Genomic DNA, 22,812 nt, shown 5'->3' on the forward strand with positions numbered 1-22,812 from the left:
GCTCCATGATGGTTGACTGTACTGATTGTCAAGGTTCTGGGAACGCCCGGGGCCATCTGCCTCATTGGCGCTTTACTAGCCTATGCCCCATAACCATGCCCTGTCAACCCCCTGGAAGAGGTTTTTTAGATCCGGAAAACAGACGGCTGGATTGTTTGAGTATTGACAATCTCGAAGCAAAGTTACTAGGATGATTTCAGCTAGATAGATACCAAGAGTCAGGCTTTGGAGGAATTGCAATGCTGGCTTTGCATAAGCGGGAAGAGCGGGGACATGTCAAGATCGGCTGGCTTGACACCTATCATTCGTTTTCGTTCGGTGAATACTATGACCCTCGGTATATGGGTTTTCGGGCCTTACGAGTGATCAATGATGATCGGATTAGCCCAAGCGCGGGCTTTCCCACCCATGGGCACCGTGACATGGAGATTGTCACCTATGTGTTGGAAGGAAGTCTGGAGCACAAAGACAGCTTGGGAACGGGATCCGTCATTCGCCCTGGTGAGATTCAGCGGATGACAGCAGGTACCGGGATCCACCACAGCGAATACAACCATTCTGCGGAAGAGTCAGTACATCTATTGCAGATTTGGATCTTGCCGGAGCAGGAAAACTTGGAGCCCAGTTACGAACAAAAAACGACTGGATTGGTAGAACATCCAAATGAGTTGAGGCTAATTGCCTCTCGAGATGGCCGCCAGGGATCCGTGACTGTGCATCAGGACGTGAATCTGTATGCCGCGCTCATTGAACCAGGTCACACCATTACCCAAAGATTGGACAGTAAGCGCTACGGATGGCTGCAAATGGCTCGGGGCAATGCTACTTTGAATGGCTTGCCTTTGCGCGAAGGGGATGGGGTGGCTATTGCTGAAGAAGCTGAACTAACCCTTGCTAGTGAAGACGGGGCAGAGGTGCTGCTTTTTGATTTGGCTTAAGCAGAATAGAGCTCTTACAGATGTGCAAAGCCGCTTCCTGTTGAGTTCAATTTATCGAGATTTGGGATCCAGAAAAACGCTATCATGAGGCAACCTGGATCCTAATTTTTTTGCTGCGGGATTTGGCTAAACACAGAGTGCACCTGTTGCCAAAGCTGAGCGGTCAGGGATCCTTTGCCTTTGATGTGGAGAAAGCGGAATTCATCGATTTGGGGATCTGATTGTAGATGTAGCCAGAGATAGGTGGATGGTAAATCGGAGAGGTGTTGGGGCCATTCGATGGCGGTAATCCCCTCGTTGTTCCAAAGTTCTTCTAGGCCCAGATCCTCAGCAGAGGCGGACTCTAAACGGTAAAGATCGCAGTGAAATAAGGGGATCCGCCCTGTGTAGTATTCTTGCAGCAAGACAAAGGTGGGGCTATCAATCGGTTCGGGGATCCCGAGTCCTTGACCTAACCCCTGCACAAAGGTGGTCTTCCCACTGCCCAGGTTACCTTCCAAAAGAATGACCAACCCTGGCTCCGCCATTTGCCCGATCAAAGCTGCTAGCGCTTGGGTAGCCGCAGCAGAGGGCAACACCAGAGGAGATCCATCGGCCCAAACCCCTTCACTCTGCATGGCCAGACTCGTTATCGATCCGGTTGTGGGTCGTGAGCCTGCCTGTCTGATCAGCGGCCAAAGAGAGCGTTTGTCTAGGTGTGCGCCTCAGGGATCCCACCAACAGCAGCCCACCCACCCCGATCAATAGCAAACTCACCACTTGAGCCACCCGCAGAGGCCCGAGCATCAGGCTATCAGTACGCAAGCCCTCAATCCAAAAGCGCCCTAGGCTATAGCCCACTAGGTACAATCCCAAGAGACTGCCCGGTGGCAGGTTGCGGCGGTAGCTGAGCCCCCAAAGGATCCCAAACAGGCCAAAATTCCATAGGGATTCGTACAAAAATGTGGGGTGAACCCGGGATCCATCCGGCAGTTGGAGCTGTACCCATAGGGCGCTATCCGGTGACAGGGCCTTTCCATAGGCTTCATTGTTAAAAAAGTTACCCCATCGTCCCAGGGCTTGTCCTAGGATGACCGAAGGGACGATGCAATCTGCGAATGACCAAAACTCCAGTTGATTGCGTCGCACAAAAAGGTAAAGCGCCACCCCTCCGCCCATTAGGGCTCCATGGATGGCAATTCCTCCCTGCCAAATGGCCAATACCTGCCACCAAGGGCCGTCTCGGTAGCGTTCCCATTCAAAGACCACGTAGTACAGGCGCGCCATCGGCAGGGATCCAACCACCAGCCAAAGGAGAAGATCGGGTATGTACTGCGGTGAGATGCCACGACGCTGAGCCAGATGACGGGCTAAGATCAACCCCAGCAAAACCGCCAAGCTAATCAACAGACCGTACCAGCTCAGAGAAAAAGATCCCCAAGAGAAGAGAATTGGTCCCGGAGATTGCAACACCAAGGTCATGAACATCCCAACTCACCTTCCTTCAACACACCCCTTCGCTCACTTTAGCGTTTGAGCTTTTGTTGTTGGCAGCCCATCGGGGTCTGGCTCTTGACTAATCTGTCGATGTAGGAGTTCTATTTGGCTCAACAGGCTGAGGGAAACGACAGGGATCCCCTCCCAAAAAAGTGGCACTCTGGGTGGCAATGTTAGAATGCAGGCTCGATTTTCTTCCACTACTACCCCTAGGGGAGGATGCTGGTTATGGCCCGAGGCAAAGCTGCCGCCATGAACACTGCTGACGACTCGGACAAGTTGAAGTCAGAAAAGCGCAAAGCTCTGGAGCAGGTCTTGGGCCAGATCGAGCGGAACTTCGGCAAGGGGGCAATCATGCGGCTGGGGGATGCCGCACAGATGCGGGTGGAAACGGTGCCGAGTGGGGCCATCACCCTAGATTTAGCCTTAGGCGGTGGCTATCCCAAGGGGCGAATCATTGAAGTCTTTGGGCCGGAGTCTTCTGGGAAAACCTCGATTGCCTTACACGCCATTGCCGAGGTGCAAAAGCAGGGGGGAACGGCAGCCTTCGTGGATGCAGAACATGCTCTGGATCCCACCTATGCGGCAGCCCTGGGGGTAGACATTCAAAACTTGTTGATCTCACAACCAGATACGGGGGAAGCCGGCCTAGAGATTGTGGATCAGTTGGTGCGCTCTGCCGCTGTCGATATTGTGGTGGTGGATTCGGTGGCAGCACTGGTCCCTCGTGCCGAAATTGAAGGAGATATGGGGGATGCTCATGTGGGATTGCAAGCCCGCCTGATGAGCCAAGCCCTGCGCAAGATTGCTGGGAATGTCAGTAAAACCGGATCTATTGTGATTTTCTTAAACCAATTGCGTTCCAAAATTGGCGGCATGGGCTATGGCCCGCAAGAAACCACTACGGGTGGCAATGCCCTCAAGTTTTATGCTTCGGTACGGTTAGATATTCGACGGGTTCAAACCCTGAAAAAGGGGGCTGATGAGTACGGGATCCGGGCACGTGTGAAGGTGGTGAAGAATAAAGTGGCTCCTCCTTTCCGCCGGGCCGAGTTCGATATTATTTTTGGTCAAGGCATTTCCAACATTGGCTGCATCATTGACCTAGCAGAGGAGATGAACATTCTCAAGCGGCGGGGATCCTGGTATAGCTACAAGGAGGAAAACATTGCTCAGGGCCGGGACAATCTGGTGGTGTATCTAAAGGAAAAGCCTGAGGTTCTGGCGGAAGTGGAAGGGGCTGTACGGGAAAAGTTGTCTTCTGGCGTGCCGGTTTCGGCCAGTCAACCCGCACCAATGGAAGATGGAGATGAGGAGGAAGCCAGCTCTGTACCCTTTGAAGAAGAGGAGTTTTGAGGGGAGCTTAATCTAGGCGATGCCTTGACTTCGTCTTTGTCGCAGGGCTTCGTAAAGGAGTAGCCCCCCTGTCATCGCCACATTGAGGGATTCCACCCCAGCAGCCATCGGGATCCACACCTGGGCATCCGCCTGTTGGATCAGGGTTTCACGGAGTCCAGCACCTTCATTGCCTAGCAAAAATAAAGTGGGTGGGGTGAGATCGACATCCCAATAGCAATTTTCAGGTTGGGAGAGGGTTGCTGCTAAGATGCGAATGCCGTGCTGGCGACAGGTTTGCAGCCAAGCCGGTAAATTCGGCTGTACCCATGGCGGACGGCGAAACCACTGGCCCGCTGAGGCCCGCAACACTTTGGGATTTTGTGGATCCACACTGTCTTCACTCAGCCAAAGTCCATCGGCTCCTGTGGCAGCCACCACCCGGATCAGGGCTCCCAAATTGCCCGGATCCTGGAGCGTTTCCACAACCAGACCCAAACGGATTGACCCTGGAGGAGGAGGAGGGAACTCTTGGCGCGTGGCAACGGCAATCCCTCCCTCCGGGGTTTCGGTGGTCGAGAGGGCGGCCATCACCTCAGGACTAACGGGCTGCAAACGCACCGCGGCTGGCAGGTTTTCCAGGAGATGGGCATGGCTCTTGCCCCAGTCAGGTGTATAGCAAATCGCTTGCAGAGGCCAGCCGGTCTGCAGGGCTTCCTCGATCAAATGGGATCCCTCGACCAGAAAAGCCCCTTGTTCTCGCCGACCTTTACTGCGCTGGAGCTGTCGCAACTGCCGGATCCAGGGGTTTTTGGGGCTAGTTAGACATTGGGGGGAGATCATCTCAGGACAAGGTTAGAGCCGAAGAACACCATCCCGTCAGGGATCCCTCAATGTAAGGGATACAACAATTGGCCCAGCTGCCGTAGCTGCTCGGACGTTCCCATACACAACAGCAGATCCCCCGGTTGCAGCAAAGTATCCCCACTGGGGCCACCGATGAGCTGGCCATCGGCCCGCCGGATCGCCACGATCAGAGCGCCAGAGCGAGACCGCAAATCGGCTTTTTGCAGGGTTTGGCCCACATAAGGACATTCCTGAGCAGCCAGTTCATACTCTTCTAAGTAAAACGTGCGATCCCGACCGGAAAGAATGCCATCAACAAAGTCTACGGCCCGTGGGCGCAAGGCTGCTGCGGCCATGCGTTTGCCACCCGTAATGTAAGGGGAGATGGCGTGGGCAACACCTGCCCGCTGTAGCTTTTGCAAAGCCTCTTCCGTATTGGCGCGGGCAATGGTGCGGATGCGTGGATTGAGGGTACGAGCCGATAAAACCACGTACAAATTCTCAGCGTCGGAAGGCAAGGCGGCGATCAACCCTTCCGCCTGTTGCACCCGTGCTTCTATCAGGGTGGCATCGAGGGTGATATCTCCCTGTAACGCTACATAGCCCAGTTCTCGAGCAGCATGAATTGCATCCACAGATTGATCGATCACCAAAAACGGGATCCCTTCCGCCTGAAACTCCTGAGCCACCTGTCGCCCAATGCGACCAAACCCGCCGATCAGGAAGTGGTTGGACAGTGCTTCCATTTGCTTTCTCCACTTGCGCCGTCGAATCTCTTCCTGGAAATGCCCTTGGATCAGGGTTTCGGTAAAGCGATTCACCATAAACCCGATGCTCAACACCCCCATCAGGATCAGAGCGACAGTAAACAAGCGCCCCCGATTCCCCAGCGGCTCCACCTCCATAAAGCCAACGGTGGTGAGGGTGATCACTGTCATGTAGATCGCCTCAACCCAGGGCCAGCGCTCCACCCAGTGGTACCACAAGGTACCGATCAAGAGGACAGAGCCTAGTGCTCCCAAACCCAAACTTAGATCTCGCTGGATTTTGGGATCCCTTTTCAGAGCTTGGGAGGAAGAGGGAGAGACAGAAGCCATAGATGCGGGGATCTGCCAAAGGAAAGCTAAGGGACGAACGGAGGGGAATTAAAATGAGAACAATCCTAAGAACAGTTGCAGTATCAAGCCATTGGAGAGCGGAGCCAGGATGTCCGAATACGTGAAAGTAGAATATCGAATTGACCAAAATGGACAGATTACAGAAACCGTGCTGAATGGCTCTGGCCCCAGCTGTACGTTAACCACTGCAGAGCTAGAGTCGGCTCTGGGTAGTGTAGAAAAGCGGGAATTACTACCGGAGTACCATCAGCTGTTCCCAGCGGAGGCAGAAGCAGAAGTCTCACTGAAACAATCCCATTAACCCCCTAGCCAAGGGTTTTATCACCAATAGCCCATCACTTTGCCTCCGCAAGAGCGTAGCTCAACTGCCTAAATCCGGCCTCAGTGTGCAACTGAGCCCCCCGATTATTTCTTTTTACCCCCCTTGCCGGACGTCTTGCTAGCCCGCGCTGCCCCAACCGCAGCCTGAAACAACCAAACCGCCAACGGCGCTGCAACGACCAAGATGATGCTGGTGGTACCGACGCCAAAGTCCGGTTCACCTGAGGCCAATTCGAAGATAGAACCTACAGCAGCAATGGCGCTGAGGCAGGAAACGGCCAGGAACAGGTAGCCTTTAATGCTGGTGGTCATGGGGAGCTCGTCTAAGGTGTTGCAGAAGGTGTTACAGATGGAAACCCATCAAAGTCCATTCGCTAAAAAGCCCTCCCACTGCTGAGAGGGCTACCTTTCATCCTAAGGGGAGGGATCCACAGACATCAAGGCAAGTCTGGGATCCCTGGGTTGAATACCGAGATTCGCCCCCCGACTCTGCCAGTACAGTTGGACATACAGTCAGGCGATTAGCCATTCACAATGATCTTCCCGACCATCCCAGCGCCACGGTGGGGGGTGCAGTAGTAGGTGTACTCACCCGGAGGAACATCGACAAAGGCAGATTCAACAGATTGCTTAGGAGCGGTGAGCAGAGCTTTGTGAGAGAGTTTAGCCGCTAGAGCGGCGTCACCACCAGGCACCTTATCAAAAACGACGTTGTGAGGATAAACCTTGTTGTTCACCCACTGAACGGTATCTCCCTGGTTGATGGTGAGGGATGGGGGATCGAAAATCAGTTGAGCTTTGTCGGATCCCATTTTGACGGTGTAGGTTTCTGCAGCAGCAGGATTAGATAGGAAGGCTACGGCCCCCACCACAAAGACTAGGCTGAGGAGGACGAGCTTGAGGCGCTTCACGACGTTAGAGACTAGAAACATGGATTCCTCTCAAATCAAAACTTAACAACAATTACCCAGGGACGGGTTGCTTGGCTGCTGTTCGGCTGGCTGTGAAGAGCACCAAGCTAGCTGGACGATTTCAATGTTTAGTCCATGAAAATTATAAACCAAAGGGGAAAGAGGGCCTGGGAGCCTTATGCTTGGGGCATCCGGGGAGGAGTTACGATGGAAACGCTCTCGAGATCCCGCGTTTTCAGGGTGTCAGAGGAGAGGGAACTTTTACAAAAGCACTCGGATAGGGTAACGTTTGACCTTTAGCTGCCAGAGAAGAAGTCCCGCGCTCTACCCGCAGTTGTCTTGGTCTCCACCGCTTCTGAGCTACCTCGATGCACCCACTGCCCAACTTTCGGGATCCCCACTTCCTCGAGGACCACATTCGCCACACCCTGACGTTTTATCATCCCCGCTGCATCAATCCACAAGGGGGATTTTTCCAGCATTTTCGTGATGATGGCAGTCTTTACGACCGCGAAACCCGCCACCTAGTCAGTAGCACCCGCTTTGTCTTTAACTACGCCATGGCGGCGCTGCATTTTCAAAACCCGGAGTATCGCACCTGGGCGGAGCACGGGATCCGGTTTTTGCGGGAAAAGCATCGCCAAGGAGAAGGCGGCTATGTCTGGATTTTGCGGGGCCCAGAGGTTGTGGATGCCACCTTACATTGTTATGGTCATGCCTTTGTCCTCTTGGCCTATGCCTGTGGCCTCAAAGCCGGGATCCCCGAGTGTGCCCAGTATCTGACCGAGACCTTTGCTCTGATGGAGGAGCACTTTTGGTCAGAAGCCGATGGCTTGTATGCCGATGAATTCACAGCCAACTGGGGATCCCTATCCCCTTATCGCGGCCAAAATGCCAACATGCATACCTGTGAAGCATTGATCGCCGCTTACGAAGCCACTCAAAACCAGCATTACTTGGAACGGGCCTTGACCCTTGCCCATAACCTCTGTGAACGACAGGCGGCACTTTCCCCGTTGGGGCTGATCTGGGAGCACTATGACTCCAACTGGGATCCCGACTGGGACTACAACCGCTCAGATCCGCGTCACCTCTTCCGCCCCTGGGGATATCAACCGGGCCACCAAACGGAATGGGCCAAATTACTCCTGATTTTGGAACGCCACGCTCATGGGTTGCTCACCCAAGGAAGTCAGAGCCTCGTGGATAAGGCCCAATTTTTGTTTAACCGAGCGGTGCAGTTGGCCTGGGATCCTGAGTATAGTGGACTCCGCTACGGGCTGGATTTACAAGGGCAAGTTTGGGACAGCGACAAATACTTTTGGGTGCAGGCGGAATCTTTGGCAGCGGCAGCCCTGCTGGCCCTGCGGACAGGGGATCCCAGCTATTGGGATTGGTACGACCGCATTTGGGCCTACAGTTGGGAGCATTTTATTGATCACCAGCATGGAGCTTGGTACCGTATTCTGAACCGTGCCAACCAGAAATACGATGATCTAAAAAGTCCCGCCGGCAAAACTGACTACCACACGATGGGGGCTTGCTATGAGGTGTTGCGCAGCCTCAGGATTGATTCTAGAGATTCTGGATCTCTGGAGCCCGGATCGACTAAGCCAGGCCCGTCTGCAATAAGGGCAACAAACTGATCAGCAACAGCCCTAACGTAGACAGGGATCCCGCTAGGAAACAGAGGGAGCGCCCGATGGGAATATCGGCAATGTAGCAGAGGTTGTAAAACAGCCGCGCCACCAGAAACACCCCACACAACACAGCGACCCCTTCCGCTCCGGTCAGGCCAAAATACCAAGGATCTGAGTGAGGGCCAGTAACATAGGCGATCAACGCGGCTGCCGCAAACATCCCAAACGTTTCAAAACCATTTTCATGGGCCCAGGTCGCCCGTTGCCCGTAGGGAGGTAACCTGTCGAACATGGCACGGGGAGCACTGGTGTCATACCCAACGCGAGCACGAGCATAGCCCACCACCCCCATGGGCAGATAAACCAAAAACATGGCCGCCGCAATGGAGAACAAAGGAATGGCTTCGAGGGGGAGATTCTGCGACATAAGATTGGCAAGCAAGGGATTTTGGATCCCTTCTATTCTGACCTCAGCATCAGCCAGCTAATTTGGATCTCAGGAAATCTTGCGGATTTGTTGGCGGCGCTCTTCGTACTCGGCACGGGTAATCAACCCCTGCTTTAACTGGCTCTCCAACTGCTGTTCCGGATCCTGAGATTCCCGCCCTTCCACACTTTTCCACTCCAACCCAATCAAATCCCGATTAAAGCGAAAATCGAAATCGGCATTGGTCATGGTTAAAATCCACAAGCCTTCGAACAAGCAAAAGGCCCGCAAGGCATAGCTCAGGATCTGCAGCGGAATTGAAGGTATAAAAACCAGTAGGCCCACCCCCAAGTATCCCCAGCCCCAGCGTTTGTGGCCCATGTAGAAACGTTGTAAGCCCGGTATCAGCAGTCCCAGCATCGACAACCAGCCGGCCACCTCTCGGATCAACCGCCGACGGACTGCAGGGGAGGGGGCAGAGGGGCTTTTGCTCTCGGTCATAGTCTGCGTCACCTAGACGTGCCATCAGGCTAGCTCAAGTTTTGAGCTCAGTTCAGGGGCTTTGCGGACTTGGATTACACCTCAGCAGCGGTACATTTGAGCCGAATTCCGCCGCGTATACTTTATGGGGGCAGATCTGGGGGTGAGCATGGTAGAGCGGCAGCTAGCGGTGGCGATCTTGGCGGCGGGCAAAGGCACCCGCATGCGCTCGAATTTGCCAAAGGTATTACACAAACTGGGATCCCTATCTTTAATTGAGCGGCTGCTGCGAACCGTACTGACGCTGGGGCCCCACCGTTGCTTGGTGATTGTGGGCTACCAGCAGGAACAAGTGCGCCAAACTTTGGCCGATTACCCCGTCGAATTTGTCGAGCAAAGGGAACAACTGGGTACCGGACATGCTGTACAACAACTGTTGCCCCTATTGCCTGAGTTTCACGGGGATCTGCTGGTGATCAATGGGGATGTGCCGCTGTTACGGGCAGAAACCCTGCAAGCGTTGGTGGAACGTCATCGTCAAGTTGGGCCGAGGGTCACCTTGCTATCGGCACAAGTGGCGGATCCCTATGGATATGGGCGGGTGTTTTGCGATGCCCAACAGCGGATTTTGGAGTTGGTCGAAGAACGGGATTGCACTCCAGCACAGCGACAAAACCGGCGCGTCAACAGTGGCGTGTATTGTTTTGACTGGGTGGCTCTGGCGCAGGTGCTCCCCAAACTGACCAGTAACAATGCCCAACAGGAGTATTACCTAACCGATGCCGTCGGCTGGGTGGGAAAGGCGATAGCACTGGATGTCTCGGATCCGCAAGAAATTGTCGGCGTTAATGACCGACGCCAACTGGCCCAGGCCCATCAAATTTTGCAGGATCGCCTTAAGGATGCCTGGATGGAAGCAGGGGTCACCTTCGTGGATCCCGACAGTGTCAGCCTGGAAGAGACGGTGCAATTGGCCCCGGATGTGATCATCGAACCCCAAACCCACCTGCGCGGCACTTGTCGCATTGGCTCCAGAACTCGCTTGGGGCCGGGCAGTTTGATCGATTCCAGCACCATTGGAACCGACTGCCAGATCCTCTATTCGGTGGTCAGCCACAGTCAGATTGGCGACCATGTCTGGGTGGGACCCTATGCCCATGTGCGCCCCCACAGTCAGATTGCCGATTATTGCCGCATTGGCAACTTCGTAGAAACCAAAAACGCCCAAATCGGATCCCATAGCAACGCCGCTCACCTATCCTATTTGGGAGATGCCAAGCTGGGATCCCAGGTGAATATCGGCGCGGGCACGATCATCGCCAATTACGACGGCCAACAGAAACATTTCACCGAGATTGGGGATCGCAGCAAAACTGGTGCCAATTCCGTCCTGGTGGCCCCCCTCAAGGTGGGATCCGATGTCACCATCGCTGCTGGCACCACCATTCCCCCCCGTCAGGATCTGCCGGATGATTGTTTGGCCATTGCCCGTCCGCATCCTGTGATTAAGCCCGGTTGGCGACTGGGGATCCGCTCCACCCACCCTTTGGCTCCCAAAACCCCATCTGTGGGATCCCTCAGGATTTATCCATTGCGCCTCTGCCCCGGCCAAGACCTCAAGCAAGAATTGGAACAGTTTGCCCGTCAGCAACCGCTGCAGGCGGGGTTTGTGCTAAGTGCTGTTGGCAGCCTCACCCAAGCCACCCTGCGCCTAGCCGACCAAACGGAGGATCATCTACTGGTAGAACGACTGGAAATCCTGGCCTTGCACGGATCCCTATGTGCAGATGGCCTACACTTACACCTAACCGTTGCCGACTGCCAAGGCAAAACCTGGGGAGGACACCTGCGTCCGGGCTGCCTCATCTACACCACTGCCGAACTGGTGCTCGCAGATAGCCTAGAGCATCGTTTCTCCCGCCAACTGGATCCCACCACCGGCTACCTGGAACTGCAGATTGAACAGGCCGCGGCGGATCCCTCACCACCGCTTCCTTAATCTCCCAGGAAAAATCGGAAGACCTAGTGAGGATCCCATTTTGGGTCAGTGTGCTCTGCTTTTCCGTGGGCAAGTGGTATATTAGGCAGCATATAGCCCTGGGATCCCGACCCGATAATGGAGGGTGAAGACTGGGGTCTCTTTGAGTGCTTTCAGGGTAAGCCAGCCCAAAAATAAGAACCCAGTTGGGCAATCCGGAGTTGCTAAGGTTAATGCACCGATTGGCAGAATCTAGCCATGCCCCGAGTCACAACGGCTGATGAATTACTGGCAAAGTATGCCGCTGGCGAGCGCAATTTTCAAGAATCCAATTTGGTCGGTGTGGATTTGGTGCGTTCCACTCTGCAAGATGCGGATCTAAAGGGGGCCAACCTCTCCTTCGGTAAATTGAGCGGGGTCAACCTGCAGGGGGCTGACTTGCGGGGAGCCGACCTCAGTTCTGCCAACCTAATGGGAGCCAGCCTCTACGGCGCTAATCTTTGGGAAGCCAACTTGATTGGGGCAGATCTCAGCTTTGCTGACTTACGGGAAGCCAACCTACACGGAGCCTATCTCTGGGAGGCGAAACTCACCCGCGCGCAATTGCAGGGATCCGATCTGAGCGGGGCAAAAATGGGAGGCGCGATTCTAACCGGGGCTGATTTGAGTGGAGCCACTCTACCGGATGGGACAGTGCGGGCCTGGGCTTCTCCCTTGGCAGACAAGGCAGAATAGAACTGTTGTGACGGGATCCCGTATGTTGCTGCTGTTCAACTTGGCCTTGACGTTGCTACTGGCTTTGGGGGTGGCGGTACTGGCTGGGCAAAACCCCACTCCTCTGACCGTACATTTTTTGACACTGCGCTCGGTGGAGCTGCCCCTGGGCTTGCTAATGACCTTGGCAATTGGCTTGGGTCTACTGACGGTGGTCCTGGGTTCTTTCCTCTGGCCTGGGCGCAGTTTTTCGGTTACGGCCCGCCAATTGCAGGAACGGATACGCCAACTGGAAATGCAGGATCAACCGCCTCAGTAGCCTCTGAATCAGGTGGTCGGCATCCGGACTAAGTTAGACACCTGTTAGACACCTGTTAGACACCTCCAGTGGAGCCGGTAGCAGTAGAGGTCAGGTGTTTTTCGGGATCCGAATCCCTGCTTCACTGTGATTTTTCTTAACTTTGTTGCCCACCCAAGATGGCACGACAACGAATGTAGGGGCCACCCGCATCGACTTTGGCCGGTTGTCCTTTGCCACAATGGCCGGAGCCCAAATCCCACAAAAAGTCTTGGGAAACCGCATCCACAGAGCGCAGCACATCAAAAGCATTGCCCGTAATCGTGACCCCCCGCACCAGTTCCGCTAACTTGCCCTGGCGAATGCGGTAGGCCCGCTCCACCCCAAACATAAACTCGCCCGTGGAGTCCGCCTGACCATTTCTGGCCCCATCCAAAAAGTAACCGTCGGCGGTGCTGGCGATGATCTCCTCTAAGGTTTGGGATCCCGGCTGAATGTAGGTGTTACGCATGCGAATCAGGGGTTCATCGGCATATTCCCAGGCACGGGCATTACCGGTTGGTTCCACCCCAAAGTGAGCGGCAGTTTCGCGGTTGTGCAGATAGCTCACCAGGATGCCATCTTGAATGATCGTGGTGTTTTGGGTCGGGATCCCTTCGTCATCGACAGGGATGGTGCCACCGGCTCCCGGGGCCAGTTCAGAATGCCCAGAATCCCGCAACGTCACCAACTCGCTGGCCACCCGTTGCCCCAGTTTGCCCGCCGCCACAGAGCCAGACAAGACAAAATCCGCTTCGACTGTATGGCCAATCGCCTCATGCACCAGCAGCCCGACAATAGAAGGAGACAAAATTACCGTTGCCCAGCCCCCCTCGGCATAGCCCGCCGACAACAAATCCACCGCTGTGGCAGCAGCTTTTTCCGCCATCCGTAAAGGCTCCTCCCGGAAGAGGCAATTCCACCCCCCCGTCACCCCGATTGACTCTGAGCCGCTGCTCAATTGCCCAGAGGCTTCTGCCACCGCCTGTACCCGAAACTCAGGCCGCACCAAGCGAAAGGCAACATTTGCCCCATCACTGGTGACGATTGCTTTTTCTTCGTAGATTTCGTTGTAGGTGCAACTGGCGGATGTGATTTTCCCAGAGGTTTTTCGGGTTTCGGCCTCCGTCTCCAGCGCCAATTGAATCTTTTCTTCGAGGGGCTTGTTCAACACTTCATCCACCCCCGGTTCCGAGAACTCCCCTTGCGCCAACTGCACCTTAGGCAGGGATCCCAGCTTGTGTTTGCGGTAGCCAGCGCTGGCCTGGGCAGCCCGACGGGCCTCCTCAATCGCGTTCCGGATGGCAGTTGGTGAGGGATCCCCAGTGGAGGCAAAACCCCAGGTTCCAGCCTCCAGTACCCGTACCCCCACCCCAGAACGGCGGCGGATGGCAGTCCGCTCAATGCGCCCCTTCTCGGCGGTTACACTCCGGAAGACCTTGCCGTGGTACCGGAGTTCTACAAAGCCGGAGTAATCCCGAATGACATCTTGCAGCAGATCTCGCATGGCGGGCAGAAAAGGTTGAGGATGTCATCCAGCATAGCCTTGCCGCCAACGGGATCCGGTGGGATGGGGAAAGGGATCCCCACCGAGAAGATTTCAGGCCCAGAAAGGCGCACAATGGGAAAACCTGGAGAAACACTCAGGATGCTCACCGGAAGCATAATCAACACAAATCTACAGGAAGCCCAAATACTGGGTAGTTGCACCAAGAGGGATGGGGTGAATTTCCGCGATAAATTGGCGGCCATGAGCCAGCAGAACCAAAGTTGTCTATGGCTAGGGCTGGATCCCAATCCAGAGCTGTTGCCCTCTGCCTTTGCCTCTGTAGCAGAAGAGTGGCAGCCTGGGAGTTCATCGGTAACTCCACGGGTGATGGCGGATTTATTGGACTGGCTGGAGTGGGTGATCGAGCAAACCCAGGATCAGGTGTGCGCCTACAAGCCGACGCTGGGATTTTATTTGGCCCTAGGCACCCGCGGCCTGGAATTGTTGGAGTGGGTGTTGCGTCGCGTGCCAGAAGGGATCCCGGTCATTCTCGATGCTAAGTATGCTGACTTGAATAGCGCCACCGCCCTGGCTCAGCAGGCGTTTGAGGTGTGGCAGGTGGATGCTCTCACCCTGAACCCTTACGCCGGACAGGATTTGGTGGCTCCCTTTTTGCTCTACCCCCACAAGGCGGTTTTTTTGCTCTGTCGCACCAGCAATCCCGGGGCCAATGCCATTCAGGAGTATCCTGCCGAGGCGGCAGCCATGCGACAGGGGGGAACGGAGGAGGTGGATCCGCTGTACCTCAACGTGGTGCGCCAGTGTCGCAGTTGGGGCACCCCAGAACAGGTGGCCTTAGAGGTGGGATCCCCGGATCCCTGGGTGATGCGGCGCATCCGGGCTGTTGCTCCCGAGCGGTTGATTTTGGCCCGCAGTCTTTGGGGAGAAGGGGTGGATTGGCAGGCTTGTTTGGGGGCAGGGGTGGATGAGCATGGGGAAGGATTATTGCTACCCGTGCCGCAAGATTGGTTGTCCCGCCCGGATCTGAAGGAATCGGTGACCAGCTTACGAGAGAGGGTTGAGAAGGCCCGTTCCCAAGCACGGCGACAAAATGTTGAGTCCGTGTGTGACCTGTGGATGCCAGATGTCTGTTTGTTACAGCCGGATCCCCATGCCGATTTAATCCTGGAGTTGTATGATTTGGGCTGCATTTTATTTGGGGAGTATGTACAAGCTTCCGGCCAAATCTTGCCCTACTACATCGACCTACGCACGATTATTTCCAAGCCCCAAGTTTTCCATCACATTCTCAATGCCTATGCAGAGATTTTAGAAACCCTTTCTTTTGATCGGATTGCCGGCATCCCGTATGGATCATTACCTACAGCTACGGGTTTATCGCTGCGCCTGAACAAGCCGATGATCTATCCCCGCAAAGAAGTCAAAGCCCATGGCACCCGCCGCCAAATTGAGGGATTTTACCAGCCGGGAGAAACGGTCGTGGTTGTGGATGACATTTTGATTACGGGCCGCAGTGCTGTGGAGGGAGCGGAGAAATTACGCTCGGCAGGGCTCAAGGTAGAGGATATTGTGGTACTGATCGATCACGAACAGGGGGTAAGGGAACGACTGCAAGCCCAGGGCTATCGTAGTCATGCCGTGCTTACCCTTTCTGAAATTAAGAACACCCTTTTCCGAGCCGGTCGCATTGATGAAGCTCAGTTTAATCTCCTGTAAGAAACTTGCCCAACCCATAGGGTTAGATCCCTAGGAAACTGTCCTGTACCTGCCAATCCACCGAAAAACACTGCCCTGCCACTCGCAAGAAATGTTCAATTAAACCCGGCAGCGGCGGCGACTGGGGACAAATGTCGTGAATGCCCACCACGGTCGAACCGGGTAGATAGCGATCCCACAAGTCCCGGTTAGGCTGGAGCAAAATGGATCCCTGTTGGAGGATCCCCCAGGGTTGCCACAGTTGGGCACTGCCAATCAGTTTTTGACCCCGCCAGCTTAGGTCAGCCCGGGTACGCGCCGCAAAACAACTGGTTTTATCGGCGTAGAGACGGTCTTGGATGCGGCATTCATCCCGGTTGGCGGCATCCACCGTGATGCCCAGTTCCGCCAACCCCTGCACCAAAAAACGGCAGCAATAGTCATACACACAGGCCCGCTTCAAATTGGGTAAGGTCTCCCGCAAATAAACCCAAGGGATCCCCAGGCTGTAGGTCAGCTCAGCTTGATCAATGGCCGCCTGATGCAACACTGCTCGCCCTCCTGTGGGTCGCTGTACCGTCGGGATCCCTGCAGAAATCCCCAGCGCGGGCCAAACTTGGTGGCGACCGAGGGATAGGGTCAGCTGATCCCAGCCATAGAAGCGCAACACCAGACGGGGATCCCGACGCATCCCCTCCAAAAGTTGGCGATCCTGCTGCATTTGCCAGGCGCCTGCAGCCACTTGATAGGGCCAGAAGTACCCCAGGGATCCCATGGTTGGGTCAGGAAACTAAGCCTTGGGAAACTCCGCCTGCAGCGGCTCATCGTACTCATCTGCCAAACTGGCAACAAGGGTGATGGCGCGCGAAATTTCGCCAGCGGTGATCCCTTCCAGGGTGCGGTAGTGGTTCAGGATGACCTGGTCATTCCAAATACAGAAGCGTGCTTCTAGCGTGTCCGTCCAATTTTTTTCCAGAAGCTTCTGCATCAATTTGGCCGGTTCTGCCACGGGCAAAGTCAGCACAGGAGACCAGACTGCCAGGGTATCTTCCACCGACTCACCACTCAAATGGACAAATACCTCGACTGTGCCATAGGTGAACTTCCAGGTGTGACCCTGCTCATGATTTTCATAGGCAGCATCTTCCTTGAGGCTGGAGACCACCGCAGAAACAATCTCGGTATAACGGATCGGTTCTTGCGATTCCAGAAAGGCATCTGGAGAACGGTCAAAGGTACTCATGAGCGGCTCACTGTAGACCATGGGCTGTTCCCTACTCCCTATCCAACCACCTCAACTATACCGCCTAGCGAAAGGACTCCGTCCCGCTGACGCCAACTTGCCATCGAGTCCGTTTCAAGATCGATTCCAAGGCAGAATAAAGCAGAATCAAAGGGTCAACACATCTAGGAGGTGGGCTAATGCCTGAAATTCAAGTTCAAGAGCGCACGCTCTCCTGTGCGGAAGGCTCCAACTTGCGCCAGGTGCTTCTCCAGGCAGGGATCCCGCTCTACAATCCGCCCGCTCACATCGTCAATTGTCATGGGCTGGGCACCTGTGGCACCTGTGCCGTGCAGATCGAAGGGGAGGTATCTCCGATGGGCTGGCGGGAACGGGCTCGTTTGTCTGTGCCGCCGCATCAGTTGAGCAAAGGGCTGCGGCTGGCCTGTCAGGTGCAGGTGTTGGGGGATCTGAAGGTGACCAAATGGCCGGGAATGTGGGGACAGAATATCCCGTCAGTAACCCAGGGGTGAATGCTTTTGTTCTCTCTCCCCCTAAAGTCTCTTAAAGGTCTCTTGAATGGCTTGAAAAGTATCGGGCGGAACTCCTGCCAGTCTGTTCTGCCTCTCAAAATGGATGTCTGAGCAGCCGTCTATGTCCTCTCAACCCTTGGATCCCCCTGAAAAAAGCGCTGCCTCCCCTGCCATTGGCATTCTCGGAGCCCTGCCGGAAGAAGTGGCGATGCTGACGGAGGCGATGGAAACCTTTTCTACCCACACCCACTTAGGTCGGCAATTCCATCAGGGATCCCTGGCGGGACAACCGGTGGTGGTGGTGCAGGGGGGGGTAGGCAAGGTGCGGGCGGCAACCACGGCGGCTCTGCTGGTGGCCCATTTCCCGTTGCGGGGCATCATCTTTACCGGGGTGGCGGGGGCTTTGGCAGATCATCTGCAAATGGGGGATGTGGTACTGGCCCATGCCGCGATCGAGCATGATTTTGGCACGGGGCGAGAAGAAGGCTTTGTGTTGGGAATCGATTTTATCCCTGAGTTGCGTCACCCTTTGGCGGAGGCGGATAGCGCCCTCTACGATTTGATCCTGGCCCACCCTGGTAGGATCCCTCTCCATCCGCTGCAGGGCCGGGATCCGATTATTCATCAAGGCTTGGTGGCTACTGGTGATGTGTTTGTTGCCCATGCCGGCTTACGGCAGGAGATCCAGAAGCGCACCGGCGCTTTGGTGGTGGAAATGGAAGGGGCAGCGGTGGTGCGGGTGGCTCAAGAGGCTGGGATCCCCTGTTTGCTGGTGCGTTCCGTCAGCGATGCCGGGGATGACACGGATTTCTTGAGCTTTTTTCAGACGGCAGCGCTCAACTCGGCGGCAGTGGTTCACACCGTGCTGCAAAACCTGCCCTAACCCTTGAGCCAGCTTTGAATTTCCTGGGCTAACCAGCGGCATTCCACCCAACTGAGGGGATGCCCCCCCAATCGATAGCTCTTAATGCCCACCTGGAGCGTTACCCAGTGGCTACTCACCCCCCAGGGCACCCGCTGACCTTGTTCATGAAAAGCGCCCAAAATGGCAGCGGTGGGTTCTCGTCGGCGCAGATAAATCCCCAAAAACCGCCGCTCAATCTGAACGTAATCCCGCCGCAACGTCAGCCGGGTACGCCCAAAAGCCAACTGGGATCCCCACCCCGCCGCTCCCCACAAAGCCAGCGCCAAGGGCCAGGATCCCAGCGAGAGAACCACCGCCGCGAACACCATCCAAAACCCTACTGGAAACAGATCCCCCCAATGGACGCCCCGTCGTGGCAGCACAATCTGCAACTCTCCGGGAGCAGAATCGAGGCGTATCCGGCAACCATAGGGTTTCGGGATCCATGCGTTCGTCAGCTGTGGGTCGGGGGGAAGAGCTCCTTTGCGAGAGTAGAGCAGCCGCAGGAGTGGCAACAAAGAAGAAGCTCCCTCAGGGATCCCAGCTGGAGACAAGGGCTGTGGGGGCGGAGGTGAGGAATGGGCTGGTTCTGAATCAAGAGCTTGTAAAGACTGGAGGGCGGCCCAAGCGGTGCGATAACGGTTTTCGGGAGCAGGCTCCACCAGACGGTCGATCCAACGGGCCAAGCCCGGGGAAATGCTGATCCGTCCAGCAAATTGGATTTTCAGCTGCTGCTGCGGCAAATCGGCAGGTGGTGTACCCGTTAGCAAATGGATTAAAGTCGCCCCCAGCGCGTACAAATCTGAAGCCGGCACTGCGCGTCCGCCAAACTGCTCCATCGGGGCGTAACCATAGGATCCGACTACGGTAAAGCTTTGACCGGGTGTAGGGGTGTGATCCTGCACGCCACCAAAATCCACCACATGGGTACGGCCCTGCCCATCCACAATCAGGTTGCTGGGTTTAATATCCCGGTGCAGTAGGGGTGGACTGAGTTGGTGCAGGTACACCAAAACCGACAACACATCAGCGGCGATGCGCCGGACTTCCGCTTCTGTAAAGCGATGCCCTGTCTCCAATAATTCTTTCAGGGATTGCCCCGGCACATAGGTTTGAGCCAATCCCAACCAAGGGGTGTGGTCGGGGGTGGTGAACTCAAAGGAGTGACAATACTTGGGCACCAAGGGATGATTCAGGTGTTGCAAAACCCGCACTTCCCGTTGGAACAGGGTATAGTCTGACCATTGCACACCCCGCTCGAAGGGCAGGAGCTTCAATACCACCGTTCGCGGTTGAGCCAGAGGTTCAGCCCCTTCCTGCACCTGCTCCGCCAGCCAAGTTCGCCGCCGGTCGTTTTGGGCCAGTTGCCGCAGAAGTTGATACCGACCCACCAGGATGGCCCCCGCCTGCAACTGGTTTAGCAGCGGATCCGGGTTCCCGCTCCCGCCAGACCCGTGCAACACACACACCTGCCGCCACTGGGTTTGGGATCCCTGGAAGGCCGCCACCTCCAGCCGCTCAATGCCCGGGATCCGCAAGCGCTGAAAACCAGTCTGCAAGAATTGGATCACCGCTGCTGCCGGAATATCCCAATCCGCTTGCAACTGAATCTGCAAGGTCGAGTCCCGCTGGGTCAGAAGGAGTTGGATCCCCTTGCGGGCAAACGAGCGCTGCAGCAGCTGGGTCAGGGCGACAAGATCCCCCTGCCGTGCCCGTTCCAGCAGCTGAGAAGGGCTCATTTTCGACGCAAGTTCATGGTTGACCCCACCCCCGATAGAGGCTGTCCCCACCTGTCTTGACGGGGATCTCCTTTCCTTATGAGTGTACTGCTTGCCGCGCCAAGACCCATTCCACCAAGGTTCGTACCCCGTAGCCGGTTGCCCCCTTGTTGTTGTAGCCGGAATCCCGCTCTGTCCAGACGGGGCCGGCCACATCCAAATGGGCCCAGGGGGTTTTCTCGACAAATTGCTTCAGGAACAACGCAGCGGTGATTGATCCACCCGGACGAGGACCCGTATTCTTCATGTCTGCCACAACAGAGCTGAGACCCTCGAAATAGCCTTCCTCCATCGGCATCCGCCAAATTTTCTCACCGGAAAGGTTGGCCACCTGTTGCAGCTCTTCAGCCAAGCGGTCATCTTGGGTGAACAACCCAGCAATCTCTTCCCCCAGGGCAATCACACATGCTCCGGTCAAGGTAGCCAAGTCGAGAATGGCATCCACCCCCAACTTCTCGGCAAATACCAGCGCATCCGCCAACGTCAAGCGACCTTCCGCATCGGTATTGTTGATCTCGATGGTTTTCTGATTGGAAGCGGTGAGGATATCCCCCGGGTGCATGCCATGGCCGCTGATCATGTTTTCGGTGGCAGCGACGATGAAGTGCAGTTCCGCTTGAGGCTTGAGGGCAGCTAGGGTTCGCGCTGCTCCCAAAACGGCTGCAGCTCCGCCCATATCGGTTTTCATCATGGCGATGCTGCGGGAATCGGTTTTGATGTTCAATCCCCCTGAGTCAAAGGTGAGACCTTTACCCACCAGTGCCAACTTGGTGAGGGGATCCCCTTGCTCCGGCTTGTAGGTGAGGTGAATAAACTGGGGTGGTAGATCCGAGGCTTTGGCCACCCCCAAAAAGGCCCCCATGCCCAGGGCTTCACATTCCTCTTGGCCCAAAATCTCTACCTCTAGGCCGTACTCCTGAGCAATCTGACGCGCGGTATCGGCTAAGGTTAAAGGCGTCACAATGTTGGCGGGAGCTGCCACCAATTCCCGCGCCAAGATCGTCCCTGCCGCTAGCTCAGTGGCCCGGTGCAGCGCCGCTTCATAGTCCGCACGGGCCTGCTCCAACCCCGGCACCAACAGCGTCACTTCCTGGACTGAAAAGGCGGTTTCTGCTTCCGTTTTGGGTTGTGACTTGAAGCGATTATCCTGGTGGGCCACCAATAAAGCGGCTTCGGCCACCGCCTGTACCACCCGCACCGGATCCAAACCGGTTTCTGGCAAAGACAACATCACCTGTTTTGCCTTTAAGCTGCTGGCCTGGCGCAATCCATTGGCAGTGGCCCGTCGTAGCGCTTCCAAGGTAAGGGCGGCTGGCTCCCCCAACCCCACCAACACCAACTTGCGGATCTCCCCCATCAGGCGCAGAGCAACGCTGCTGTTGGGCTTGCCTTGAAACCCCTGCTCCTGCACCACCTCCGCCACCAATCCCGACCACACCTTTTCATCCCAAGTGGCAATTTCGCCAGGTAAGGGAAAAGAACCGTTGCTAGGGGAGGAGGCGAAGCTGAACACCAGGGCACATTCCCCTTGAGTAAGCGGCGGACTGCTGAGATGGAGCTGCATGAGAAACCTTTGGCCAAGCTGTCAAGATGCGATCCCCAGTCTATCGAATTCCACTGGCTCGTTGCGCAGGTCAACTGTTTGTTGACTGACTGTTGTTAACTTACCGTGGCAAGGCCAAAGCCTGGATGGGTCAATCTTGCTCATCGGTCCATTGAGTTGTCTAGCCTCAGTTCAAGGGCGGGATCCCAGCCTCATCCAAAATGCGGGGAATCAAATGCTCCGCTTTGACGGCCATCAAATGGACCCCCTGACAGATTTGGCGGGCTTGCTTCACCTGCTCGGCAGCGATGCGGATCCCTTCTTCTAGGGGATGGTCGGCATTGGCAAGACGTTGGATAATGGCTTCCGGGATCTTGACCCCCGGCAGGTTGCGGTTAATGAATTGGGCATTTTTGGCCGATTTGAGCAGAAAGATCCCTGCCAGGATTGGTTTTCCCCCCGGACGGCCCAGCTTGTCCATGAACCGCTCCAGTTGCTCAAAATCAGTGACCATCTGGGTTTGAAAAAATTCGGCTCCATTTTCCAGTTTGCGGTTAAAGCGCCGCTCCAACCCGGAAAAGCTGCCAGATTGAGGCTCGACAGCGGCCCCCGCCAACCAATGGGTGCCTCCATCCGGCAGAGGTTTGCCATTGCAGTCCAGTCCATTGTTCAGCCGTTGAATTAGCTGCAACAGGCGCACCGATTCTAGGTCAAAGACGGCGCGGGCATCAGCACAATCCCCCACTTGGATCGGATCCCCTGTTAAAGCCAGAACATTGCGAAGGCCGAGAGCGGCCCCCCCCAGCAAGTCTCCCTGGAGAGCCAACCGGTTGCGATCCCGACAGGCCAACTGAAAAATTGGCTCTATCCCCGCTTGGTGCAACAGTACAGAAGCAGCCAGTGGGCTCATGCGGGCCATGGCTCGATTGGAGTCTGTTAGGTTAATGGCATGAACCCGACCCTTAAGCTGTTGAGCCAGTGCTAGCATGGCGCGGGGGTCGGCTCCCTTGGGTGGAGTGATCTCTGCAGTGAGCAAAAATTCCCCCTGCTGAATCGCCTGGCCGAACCGGGAAGAGGACAGTGAGCTGGGTAGGGTCACGATTTGG

At 55.8% G+C, this 22,812-nt stretch carries 24 protein-coding genes and 1 pseudogene; 11 read left to right on the top strand and 14 right to left on the bottom strand.

All coding sequences use genetic code 11. The features are described 5' to 3' along the window. Positions 1-239: 239 nt before the first annotated feature. Positions 240-938, top strand: coding sequence for a pirin family protein (locus tag JX360_RS14150; RefSeq protein ID WP_244352192.1), 699 nt, complete (start codon positions 240-242; stop codon positions 936-938). A gap of 101 nt (positions 939-1,039) precedes the next feature. Here JX360_RS14150 and tsaE read toward each other — a convergent pair whose 3' ends face one another. Both tsaE and lgt read right to left on the bottom strand, forming a co-directional pair. Continuing rightward, on the bottom strand, positions 1,040-1,555 hold the full coding sequence (gene tsaE, locus JX360_RS14155; RefSeq protein ID WP_244352195.1) for a tRNA (adenosine(37)-N6)-threonylcarbamoyltransferase complex ATPase subunit type 1 TsaE: 516 nt from the start codon (positions 1,553-1,555) through the stop codon (positions 1,040-1,042). Beyond that, positions 1,545-2,405 carry a prolipoprotein diacylglyceryl transferase gene (lgt, locus tag JX360_RS14160; RefSeq protein WP_244352196.1) on the bottom strand — a complete coding sequence of 287 codons (861 nt, stop codon included), beginning with the start codon at positions 2,403-2,405 and terminating at the stop codon, positions 1,545-1,547. The genes tsaE and lgt overlap by 11 nt, the downstream gene beginning before the upstream one ends. A 261-nt stretch (positions 2,406-2,666) precedes the next feature. Between lgt and recA the strand changes: the two genes are divergently transcribed. Then, on the top strand, positions 2,667-3,770 hold the full coding sequence (gene recA / locus JX360_RS14165; protein ID WP_244352249.1) for a recombinase RecA: 1,104 nt from the start codon (positions 2,667-2,669) through the stop codon (positions 3,768-3,770). 12 nt (positions 3,771-3,782) lie between these two features. Here recA and JX360_RS14170 read toward each other — a convergent pair whose 3' ends face one another. Next, the gene (locus JX360_RS14170) at positions 3,783-4,592 is read right to left on the bottom strand and encodes a TrmH family RNA methyltransferase (RefSeq protein WP_425244414.1); all 810 of its coding nucleotides are present in this window, start codon (positions 4,590-4,592) and stop codon (positions 3,783-3,785) included. 47 nt (positions 4,593-4,639) lie between these two features. Then, positions 4,640-5,692, bottom strand: a complete 1,053-nt coding sequence (locus JX360_RS14175; protein WP_244352198.1) for a potassium channel family protein — start codon at positions 5,690-5,692, stop codon at positions 4,640-4,642. A gap of 109 nt (positions 5,693-5,801) precedes the next feature. Here JX360_RS14175 and JX360_RS14180 point away from each other — a divergent pair, with 109 nt between their 5' ends. After that, positions 5,802-6,014, top strand: coding sequence for a DUF2997 domain-containing protein (locus tag JX360_RS14180; RefSeq protein WP_244352200.1), 213 nt, complete (start codon positions 5,802-5,804; stop codon positions 6,012-6,014). A 104-nt stretch (positions 6,015-6,118) separates the two neighbouring features. Here JX360_RS14180 and JX360_RS14185 read toward each other — a convergent pair whose 3' ends face one another. After that, entirely contained in the window at positions 6,119-6,346 is a 228-nt protein-coding gene (locus tag JX360_RS14185) for a hypothetical protein (protein ID WP_244352202.1), read from the bottom strand. 209 nt (positions 6,347-6,555) lie between these two features. After that, the gene (petE, locus tag JX360_RS14190) at positions 6,556-6,966 is read right to left on the bottom strand and encodes a plastocyanin (protein ID WP_244352204.1); all 411 of its coding nucleotides are present in this window, start codon (positions 6,964-6,966) and stop codon (positions 6,556-6,558) included. A 347-nt stretch (positions 6,967-7,313) separates the two neighbouring features. On the opposite strand from petE, the gene JX360_RS14195 reads away from it, so the two are divergent. Next, on the top strand, positions 7,314-8,591 hold the full coding sequence (locus JX360_RS14195) for an AGE family epimerase/isomerase (RefSeq protein WP_244352206.1): 1,278 nt from the start codon (positions 7,314-7,316) through the stop codon (positions 8,589-8,591). Here the strand turns inward: JX360_RS14195 and JX360_RS14200 are convergent. Beyond that, positions 8,554-9,012: an MAPEG family protein gene (locus JX360_RS14200; protein WP_244352208.1), complete on the bottom strand. Its 459-nt coding sequence runs from the start codon at positions 9,010-9,012 to the stop codon at positions 8,554-8,556. The genes JX360_RS14195 and JX360_RS14200 overlap by 38 nt on opposite strands. Before the next feature lie 69 nt (positions 9,013-9,081). Beyond that, entirely contained in the window at positions 9,082-9,513 is a 432-nt protein-coding gene (locus JX360_RS14205; protein WP_244352211.1) for an SHOCT domain-containing protein, read from the bottom strand. 148 nt (positions 9,514-9,661) lie between these two features. Here JX360_RS14205 and glmU point away from each other — a divergent pair. From glmU to JX360_RS14225, 4 genes and pseudogenes are all read left to right on the top strand, one after another. Next, positions 9,662-11,014: pseudogene (gene glmU / locus JX360_RS14210) on the top strand (bifunctional UDP-N-acetylglucosamine diphosphorylase/glucosamine-1-phosphate N-acetyltransferase GlmU); the annotation flags it as partial. A 45-nt stretch (positions 11,015-11,059) separates the two neighbouring features. Then, positions 11,060-11,491: a PPC domain-containing DNA-binding protein gene (locus JX360_RS18050; protein WP_244352252.1), complete on the top strand. Its 432-nt coding sequence runs from the start codon at positions 11,060-11,062 to the stop codon at positions 11,489-11,491. A gap of 237 nt (positions 11,492-11,728) precedes the next feature. Beyond that, complete coding sequence (locus JX360_RS14220; RefSeq protein WP_244352213.1) at positions 11,729-12,205, top strand: pentapeptide repeat-containing protein; 477 nt, start codon at positions 11,729-11,731, stop codon at positions 12,203-12,205. Between the two features lie 22 nt (positions 12,206-12,227). Continuing rightward, positions 12,228-12,503 carry a LapA family protein gene (locus tag JX360_RS14225; RefSeq protein WP_244352215.1) on the top strand — a complete coding sequence of 92 codons (276 nt, stop codon included), beginning with the start codon at positions 12,228-12,230 and terminating at the stop codon, positions 12,501-12,503. Positions 12,504-12,639: 136 nt separating this feature from the next. On the opposite strand, the gene JX360_RS14230 is transcribed toward JX360_RS14225, so the two are convergent. Next, positions 12,640-14,028: a TldD/PmbA family protein gene (locus tag JX360_RS14230; protein ID WP_244352217.1), complete on the bottom strand. Its 1,389-nt coding sequence runs from the start codon at positions 14,026-14,028 to the stop codon at positions 12,640-12,642. A gap of 216 nt (positions 14,029-14,244) precedes the next feature. Here JX360_RS14230 and JX360_RS14235 point away from each other — a divergent pair, with 216 nt between their 5' ends. Continuing rightward, positions 14,245-15,747 carry a bifunctional orotidine-5'-phosphate decarboxylase/orotate phosphoribosyltransferase gene (locus JX360_RS14235; protein WP_244352219.1) on the top strand — a complete coding sequence of 501 codons (1,503 nt, stop codon included), beginning with the start codon at positions 14,245-14,247 and terminating at the stop codon, positions 15,745-15,747. 22 nt (positions 15,748-15,769) lie between these two features. Here the strand turns inward: JX360_RS14235 and JX360_RS14240 are convergent, their stop codons facing one another. Both JX360_RS14240 and JX360_RS14245 read right to left on the bottom strand, forming a co-directional pair. Beyond that, complete coding sequence (locus JX360_RS14240; protein WP_244352221.1) at positions 15,770-16,501, bottom strand: lipoyl protein ligase domain-containing protein; 732 nt, start codon at positions 16,499-16,501, stop codon at positions 15,770-15,772. A 15-nt stretch (positions 16,502-16,516) separates the two neighbouring features. Continuing rightward, positions 16,517-16,969 carry a YbjN domain-containing protein gene (locus JX360_RS14245; RefSeq protein WP_244352223.1) on the bottom strand — a complete coding sequence of 151 codons (453 nt, stop codon included), beginning with the start codon at positions 16,967-16,969 and terminating at the stop codon, positions 16,517-16,519. A gap of 179 nt (positions 16,970-17,148) precedes the next feature. Here JX360_RS14245 and JX360_RS14250 point away from each other — a divergent pair, with 179 nt between their 5' ends. Together JX360_RS14250 and JX360_RS14255 are read left to right on the top strand one after the other, a co-directional pair. Continuing rightward, positions 17,149-17,481 (top strand): 2Fe-2S iron-sulfur cluster-binding protein, encoded by a 333-nt coding sequence (locus tag JX360_RS14250; protein WP_244352225.1) that lies wholly within the window; start codon positions 17,149-17,151, stop codon positions 17,479-17,481. A 121-nt stretch (positions 17,482-17,602) separates the two neighbouring features. Beyond that, on the top strand, positions 17,603-18,364 hold the full coding sequence (locus JX360_RS14255; RefSeq protein ID WP_244352233.1) for a 5'-methylthioadenosine/adenosylhomocysteine nucleosidase: 762 nt from the start codon (positions 17,603-17,605) through the stop codon (positions 18,362-18,364). Here the strand turns inward: JX360_RS14255 and JX360_RS14260 are convergent. From JX360_RS14260 to JX360_RS14270, 3 genes are all read right to left on the bottom strand, one after another. Further along, complete coding sequence (locus JX360_RS14260) at positions 18,361-20,124, bottom strand: serine/threonine protein kinase (protein ID WP_244352235.1); 1,764 nt, start codon at positions 20,122-20,124, stop codon at positions 18,361-18,363. The genes JX360_RS14255 and JX360_RS14260 overlap by 4 nt on opposite strands. 76 nt (positions 20,125-20,200) lie before the next feature. Continuing rightward, positions 20,201-21,727 (bottom strand): leucyl aminopeptidase, encoded by a 1,527-nt coding sequence (locus JX360_RS14265; RefSeq protein ID WP_244352237.1) that lies wholly within the window; start codon positions 21,725-21,727, stop codon positions 20,201-20,203. A gap of 166 nt (positions 21,728-21,893) precedes the next feature. Further along, positions 21,894-22,808: a methylenetetrahydrofolate reductase gene (locus JX360_RS14270; RefSeq protein WP_244352254.1), complete on the bottom strand. Its 915-nt coding sequence runs from the start codon at positions 22,806-22,808 to the stop codon at positions 21,894-21,896. Between the last annotated feature and the right edge of the window lie 4 nt (positions 22,809-22,812).

Source organism: Thermostichus vulcanus str. 'Rupite' (assembly GCF_022848905.1).
Taxonomy (GTDB): Bacteria; Cyanobacteriota; Cyanobacteriia; order Thermostichales; family Thermostichaceae; genus Thermostichus; species Thermostichus vulcanus_A.